Below are 7,362 nucleotides of genomic sequence, written 5' to 3'. Positions count from 1 at the left end.
ATTCTTGTGTAAATCGACGTCTCATTTTATCTGCCTCTATTAAAAGTTAGAGGCGACAACTATCCTGACACAGGGGGCTTGTCAGGGGAGAAAGGTAGTAGAGGATCATTCCTACGACACGAAATGTAAGCTTTTTTGGTCTTAATTCCAAGATCTAAAACAGCTTTTTGAGCTAAGCTATACGAAGTATATACCTCTTTTTCCTTACCTAAAAAAGATTTCCACCCTTTCCATTCGCTTGAATAAGTTATTCCTGGGACTGATGGCAACTGTGGGTCTTGTTTATATTGTGCCATATATTGAGTACTTGTCGTGATACCCAACACACTCACAGCTTTTTCCGCGAGATCGATAGAGCTATAAAAGTTTTGATTAGTACCAAAAAAATCTCTCCAACCCTTCCAGTCATCTTCATAGTAAATATTTGGTGTGCTAATCAGTAAAGGGTCTGATTTATATTGCCTCTTATACTCTTCCCTTGTACTGACGCCTAGTGCTTGTATTGCTTTTTTAGCATCAGATAATTTAGCATAAAATTCTTTTTTTGTGCCAAGAAAACTCTCCCAATCTTCCCATTCATTTTTATAGATATTATTGGGCGTACTAACTAGCAGCGGATCTTCTTTATATCTTAGTTTATATTCTTTGGTAGTTTTTACACCAAGCAATTGTGCATGTTTTTTGGCTAGTGCGTATTCTCGATAAAAGTACTTTCTCATATATCGTTCTTTCTCATTACATTACGAATATCGATATCATTAGGTTTCAAATAAACCAAACAACTGAAAATACTTTTATGATGCATAGCTTTTTGTATCTCTAACTGATTGAAGCCGGCTTGGTTTAAACTATATCCATAAGAATGCCGATGAGAATGTGGGCTAGTACCGAAGCATTTTCCAGCCTCAAGTCCAATTCGCTCGACTCCACGCTTGTACTTTTGGATAAAATTCTTTTTAGATTCAGGGTCTCCATTTGAGTTAGTAAAAAGATATGGATGATTTCCAGTAACTCTTACTGCTAAATATTGTTCCAGTAACCAAGCCAGTTCTTTAGCTTTGTTATTTGGAAATATCATGACATCAAAAGAAAGATTTTGATTCGTTAATCGAGGTTGCTTCCATCCTGAATAAAGCCTATGAGAGCGTTTATATTCATTGCGTGGTTTTTGTCGAAAGCGAGTATTTAGATACTCCCGTCGATTAGAGAAACCTAGCTCTGGACTAGCTCCATCGCTTGGATGAAAAACTGAAAAAATTGCCGTACTATTTTTTACATCAATAGTAATATCACGAATATATATGTGAAAGCATTCAGATAGTCTTAGTCCACCATAATGCATTAACATAACTATTAGGACGCATCCGAAATCAACTTCTCTTGTTCGATGATTGAGAAATCCATATTTCAAGAAGCGTTGAAAGTACTCTTCTGGAAATCGATTTACAGACTCAATAGATAGTAAATGATTCATTGGCCCTTGAATGCTTCGTATCATTGCGAATCTATTTTTAGATGGGTTACTCAGATGATTTAAAAAGCAATTAGATTCACGTTTATAGTAAGCACACCAGCGCATTCGTTCTTCAGCTCTAGTAGCTTTTCTTAACGGATTTAGGTTAGGAAGATCATATCCATAGATTTCATCAAGATAGTCACAATAACAATTGATATGACTCAATAACACATTAACATCTTCAACCTTTCGCGGGGACCAATACAAATTCGAGGGATCATTCTGTGAATCATCTATTGAGCCAAAGCAGAGAACATCAACAAACGAACGTAATAGCTCAGTTGCTGATGTGAATGTACTTGTATGAGCATTCATAAACTTAAGCAGTTGCTCAACCGCAAACACATTTCGTTCAAGCCAAGACTGAGATTTATTACGTTTTGTATAAAGAAATCTAAGATGTGAAACTAATATACCTTTATCTGTTATGAGTAATGGCAAGCTAACAGACAAGACAGATTGATTTGCTTTATAATCGACACGCCGTTTTAGAATATAAGCCAAAATACCAATCCAATAAATTGTACTATTAAGTATATAGTTAGTGACACTAATACAACTAGGTTTAGAATATTAATATTGATTTAGCAAATTATATTACTCAATTAATGATAATTAGTATGGTTAGTAGAGTAGAACTAATATCAGTACAACAAGCGTTTGCTACGCCAAATTGACCGTCGTGTACGCTATTTACGCAAACGCATACCTGATTTAAAAATCATCGACTACTCTCCCGTTCAAGATGGAAAAGTGTTTTTTGGTGCATGGGTCGAAATTGAAAACGAAGAAGGTGAAACTAAAAAATTCAGAATTGTCGGACCTGATGAAATTTACGACCGAAAAGATTACATATCGATAGACTCACCTATGGCGCGGGCGCTGATTAAAAAACAAGTAGATGACGATTTTGAGGTACCTACTCCTCAGGGTAAAAAACAGTGGTATGTAAACAGTATCGATTACCAAAAAAAGAAATAAAAAGTTTTGATTCAGATCATGTTAACTTTTGATTGTGTAAATTAAACCAATAAGCTATAACTGAATTATTCAAGTTGATTTGTTTAATTTGAAAGCAGTTAATTAAGGTCGTGGTTATGTCAAACATAGTACAGCGCATATTAAATAATGCCGTATTGTTTGCACTTTTAATGAGTGTAAGTTTGACGCTGCATGCCAGTAACACTGAAGTAAACCTTGATAACGCTAAACTATCTAATCACTTTATTGCTTGTGACATTCCTGACCAAGCAAACCTCGATTTTGACGTAGACTCTCACGTTAATACTATTACCTTTAGGTCGCCTCAACCACTTCCTAATGTCGTAGATTCTTTTTATAAGAGCACCAACCTAAACAGACCTTTTAGCACTGCGTACCAACGCGGACCACCTAGCTATTTAATTTAATTCATTATTTTACAACTTAATTAAATTTTATAATTACTAAGGTGACTACTATGTCTAACTTTAAAGAATTACGTACTCAAAATGTTTCTCACGGCGTTATTGCAAGCACATTTGCAGATGACCAACCATTGATTGATTTATCATCTCCAGCGCTAAAAATGGTAAATAACTTTACTCAAAAAACGCCCATTCGTGCAGAGCATACAACAACGATTACAGATGCACTTAAACAAGTTAGTGCACAACAATCTGATTTTGTTTTAGTAACCGACGAGAACCAAAAATTGATTGGTCTTGTTTCTAGCGCCGATTTACAAAGCTCTAAAATTACTATTATTGCAGAGCGTTTAAATACCCCACGAAGTGAAGTAAGCTTGCGCGATATTATGACGCCAATTAGCCGACTTACAGGTGTAAGCATGCAAAGCTTAAGCTATGCATGCATTGGTGATGCGCTGCAAACAATGGAGCATCAAGGTGTAATGTTTTTATTAGTAACAACAGCAAGTAGCGAAATTTGTGGTTTAATTTCAGCTCGCCAAATAGCTAAAACATTACATATTCCACTACATATTAGCCCTATTGCTCACTCTTTCAGTGAAGTATTAGAAAACATTGAGCATCCTCACTAGGGCGCTCTTTTAGTTGAATTGATTTACTCCCCTCCCAACCATCTTAAAGCAAGTGAAATAGCTTGCTTTAAGAGCTTTTTATTACTACCTCCTGTGATATTATTCAAGCAATTAACGGCGCCAGTAACACGCTTCTGGTCTTATTTTATTGTATAAAAAGGTTTTTGCATGAGCGATATCTCTGCACGTTTAGCCGGTGAGTTAAACGCACAGCAGCAACAGGTTGTTGCAGCTACAAAATTACTTGATGAAGGCGCAACTGTTCCTTTTATTGCCCGCTACAGAAAAGAAGTTACCGGCGGCCTAGACGACACCCAATTACGCCTTTTAGAGCAGCGTTTATCGTATTTACGTGAACTAGAAGAGCGCCGTAGTTTTATTTTATCGACCATCGAATCGCAAAATAAATTAACGCCAGAGCTAAGTGCCGATATAACTAATGCACAAAGTAAAACTGAACTTGAAGATTTATACCTACCTTATAAAGCTAAGCGCCGTACTAAAGGCCAAATAGCAATTGAAGCTGGTTTAGAACCACTTGCAGATGCACTATTTAAAGATGCTAACCTTGACCCAGAGCAACAAGCAGAGCAGTTTGTAAATGCTGAAAAAGGTTTCGCAGATACAAAAGCGGTACTCGAAGGCGCTAAATTTATCTTGATGGAGCGCTTTGCTGAAGACGCAAAATTACTTGCTAAATTTAGAAGCCACATAAGCCAAAACGGCGCAATTGAAAGCACTGTAATTAAAGGCCAAGAGCAAGCGGGTGCAAAATACCGTGACTACTTCGAGCATCAAGAACTTCTCAAAAAAGTACCTTCTCACCGTGCGCTTGCTATGCTTAGAGCCCGAAATGAAGGTGTACTTCAGTTAAATGTTAATCCAGAGCCTAGCGCTGAAAATTCAGCGCAACTATGTGCCAACATGATTGCTGACCATTACCGTTTAGATATTAAATATAAAGCGGCAAGTCCTTGGTTATTAAACGTTGTGCAATGGGCGTGGAAAATTAAGTTAGGATTACACCTAGAGAATGAATTTTTTGCAGCAATGCGCGAAAAAGCAGAAGCTGGTGCAATCGACGTATTTGCTAAAAACTTAAAAGATTTATTAATGGCAGCACCTGCAGGCCCCCGTACTACTTTAGGTCTTGATCCAGGCCTTCGTACTGGCTGTAAGATTGCCGTTGTTGATAGCACAGGTAAATTACTAGCTACACAAACTATTTTCCCTCATGCACCACAAAATCATTGGGATAAATCAGTGCGTACGTTAGAGCAACTTTGTCGTCAGCATAAAGTTGAGCTAATTGCGATTGGTAACGGTACTGCATCACGCGAATCAGATAAGTTGGTTGCTGAGCTTATGAAAGCAAACAGCGAACTTAAGCTTAGTAAAATTATGGTTAGCGAAGCGGGTGCATCGGTTTACTCAGCTTCTGAATTTGCAGCTAATGAATTCCCAGATTTAGATGTTTCTATACGAGGGGCTGTCTCTATTGCGCGCCGCCTTCAAGATCCTCTTGCTGAACTTGTTAAAATTGAGCCAAAATCAATTGGTGTTGGCCAATACCAACACGATGTATCGCAAAGCCAATTAGGCCAAAGCCTTATTTCAGTAGTTGAAGACTGTGTAAACTCAGTAGGCGTAGATTTAAACATGGCATCGGTACCGCTACTTACACGCGTATCTGGTTTAAACAAAACATTAGCGCAAAATATCGTTAATTATCGCGATGCTAACGGCACATTTACTAAACGTAGTGAGCTTAAAAAGGTTGAGCGTTTAGGGCCAAAAGCATTTGAACAAGCGGCTGGTTTTTTACGTATTAACAATGGTAGCGATCCTCTAGATAACTCATCAGTTCACCCTGAAGCTTATCCTGTTGTTAAACGTATTTGTGAACGCAATAGCGTAGATGTCAGTAACCTAATTGGTAACAGCGACTTTTTAACTAAACTTGCTGCAAACGATTACACTGACGAAAAATTTGGCTTACCAACCGTTACCGACATTATTACTGAGCTTGATAAACCAGGTCGAGATCCTCGCCCTGAATTTAAAACAGCTGAGTTTAAAGCCGGTGTTGAAAAAATTAGTGACCTAAAACCAGGTATGATTTTAGAAGGCGTGGTTTCAAACGTTGCTAATTTTGGTGCGTTTGTTGATGTAGGTGTTCACCAAGATGGTTTAGTGCATATTTCAGCAATCACGAATAAATTTATATCAGATCCGCGTGAAGTTGTTAAAGCTGGTGATATTGTAAAGGTTAAAGTTGTTGAAGTAGACGCTGCACGTAAACGTATAAGCTTTACTATGCGCTTAGATGACGACATTGACACAAGTAATAAGTCAGCAGCGCCAGCTACGCAAAAGCCACAAGCACGTGCTAATAATTCGCAACCTCGCGCTGCAAAGCCTAAACGTGACAACGGTAATGCGTTAATGGGTAATGCATTTGCCGATGCGTTCGCTAATGCTAAAGTGAAAAAATAATAGTTGTACAGCTAAGCTAAAACGAAAAAAACCGCGTAAGCGGTTTTTTTGTGGTTACGTTTTACTAAATTATTAACTTAACGCTGAAAAACTACTTTGGCTCGCTGGCGATGTAGCCATTTGATAAAAGTTAGCAATACGCTCCGCCCGTGCCTCAACATCGGCATCACGTGTTTGCTCATCACTTTTAGCTGTTTTTGTATCGTTGCTTTCATCGCTAGAGAATGAAGCTTCAAGCTTACTTTTTGCGTCTTCGTCGTCTTCTTTTTCAGGTTGTGCAAGCTCAGCTTGAGCCGCTGCTAGCTTTTGCGTAGCATCTGCAGCAATAGAGCGATCAGCTCCCGAAGGCTCTGCAGGCGCTAATGCGGCAGCTCGTACCGTTTGCATTTTGTCTATAGTCGCTTGCGGATCATTGGGAACTTCAGATACATCTATTTGTACTTCTCCGCCAACTGCGTAGTTAGTACCATCTGGGCCACGTTGATACTCATAGCTTGGCGAGCCAGCATGTTGCCCACCTACAGAAGCGTGCGCTTGCTCATGTATTCGTACTTCAGTATCTCGTGCTTTTAGCTCTGTAATTTGTTGTTGTTCTTGTTCTAATTGCAGCTCTTCTTGCTCAGATTCTTTTTTCTCGATTGCTTCACTTTCTTCCTCAGAGCCCTCAGGATTTTCTGAGTTTCCATCGCGCTGCTGAACTGACTTTTCGTCTGCTATTTTTCCCGTTGCGTTATACGTCGCACCATCGCTACTGCCTGGTAATTTTGCTTTTTCAGAATCACTTTGCGCTTTGGTTTCTGTATTGCTTGCGCTACTAGATGCGGGAGCAGGAATAACTTCGCGTAGTTGGTTGTCACGCCGTGCAGTTTCCGTATAAACATTTGCAGTGTTTATATTGATAGACGGAAATGGCGTGACAATATTCATAATACTAAACTTTAATATCGATTAACGTGCCAAGTACATCATCGGCCGTTTGAATTGATTGCGTATTTGCCTTGGCATTAAACTCTTCAACTTTTAAGTTAACAAGCGCTTCATCAACACGAGCAGGCTGTGCTACAGGTGCAGTAATAGCTTCTTCAGGGCGTGCTGCTGTAAGCTGACGTTGCTGCGCTAATTGCGCGTCATCTTGCTGTTCTATACTGGCACGGTTAATCTCAGCACTGGCTTTTTCAATACCTTGGCTAGCTCGATTAAACCCTTCTACACCACTATTAAATACAGATCCGATTGGCATATTAAAACCTCCACCAAATAAACATTGTTTAATTATCGCTCAGGTTCTGCTCAAAATAAAGCTTTAAAC

The 7,362-nt window shown here is 38.8% G+C and carries 7 protein-coding genes and 1 pseudogene; 4 read left to right on the top strand and 4 right to left on the bottom strand.

The features are described from left to right. Positions 1–59 precede the first annotated feature (59 nt). A complete protein-coding gene (locus tag AAEY68_RS17725; protein ID WP_350586578.1) occupies positions 60–719 on the bottom strand; it encodes an integrase repeat-containing protein in 660 nt (219 codons plus the stop codon). Further along, positions 716–2,020, bottom strand: a complete 1,305-nt coding sequence (gene gmtY / locus AAEY68_RS17720) for a gamma-mobile-trio recombinase GmtY (RefSeq protein ID WP_024591678.1) — start codon at positions 2,018–2,020, stop codon at positions 716–718. Before gmtY ends, AAEY68_RS17725 begins: the two co-directional genes overlap by 4 nt. A 138-nt stretch (positions 2,021–2,158) precedes the next feature. Between gmtY and AAEY68_RS17715 the strand changes: the two are divergent. The 4 genes and pseudogenes from AAEY68_RS17715 to AAEY68_RS17700 form a co-directional block, all read left to right on the top strand. Then, positions 2,159–2,497: pseudogene (locus tag AAEY68_RS17715) on the top strand (GreA/GreB family elongation factor); the annotation flags it as partial. A gap of 116 nt (positions 2,498–2,613) precedes the next feature. Continuing rightward, the gene (locus tag AAEY68_RS17710) at positions 2,614–2,925 is read left to right on the top strand and encodes a hypothetical protein (RefSeq protein ID WP_007584977.1); all 312 of its coding nucleotides are present in this window, start codon (positions 2,614–2,616) and stop codon (positions 2,923–2,925) included. Between the two features lie 50 nt (positions 2,926–2,975). Further along, positions 2,976–3,557, top strand: coding sequence for a CBS domain-containing protein (locus tag AAEY68_RS17705; protein WP_024594284.1), 582 nt, complete (start codon positions 2,976–2,978; stop codon positions 3,555–3,557). 168 nt (positions 3,558–3,725) lie between these two features. Continuing rightward, complete coding sequence (locus AAEY68_RS17700) at positions 3,726–6,053, top strand: Tex family protein (RefSeq protein ID WP_024594285.1); 2,328 nt, start codon at positions 3,726–3,728, stop codon at positions 6,051–6,053. 72 nt (positions 6,054–6,125) lie between these two features. On the opposite strand, the gene AAEY68_RS17695 is transcribed toward AAEY68_RS17700, so the two are convergent. After that, positions 6,126–6,980, bottom strand: coding sequence for a putative metalloprotease CJM1_0395 family protein (locus tag AAEY68_RS17695; RefSeq protein ID WP_350586577.1), 855 nt, complete (start codon positions 6,978–6,980; stop codon positions 6,126–6,128). A 4-nt stretch (positions 6,981–6,984) separates the two neighbouring features. After that, positions 6,985–7,293: a hypothetical protein gene (locus AAEY68_RS17690; RefSeq protein WP_007584971.1), complete on the bottom strand. Its 309-nt coding sequence runs from the start codon at positions 7,291–7,293 to the stop codon at positions 6,985–6,987. Between the last annotated feature and the right edge of the window lie 69 nt (positions 7,294–7,362).

Source organism: Pseudoalteromonas sp. RB2-MNA-CIBAN-0110 (assembly GCF_040309305.1).
Classification (GTDB): Bacteria; Pseudomonadota; Gammaproteobacteria; order Enterobacterales; family Alteromonadaceae; genus Pseudoalteromonas; species Pseudoalteromonas arctica.
Note: the sequence above shows the minus strand (reverse complement) of the source record. Positions and strands in the feature narration are given on the sequence as shown.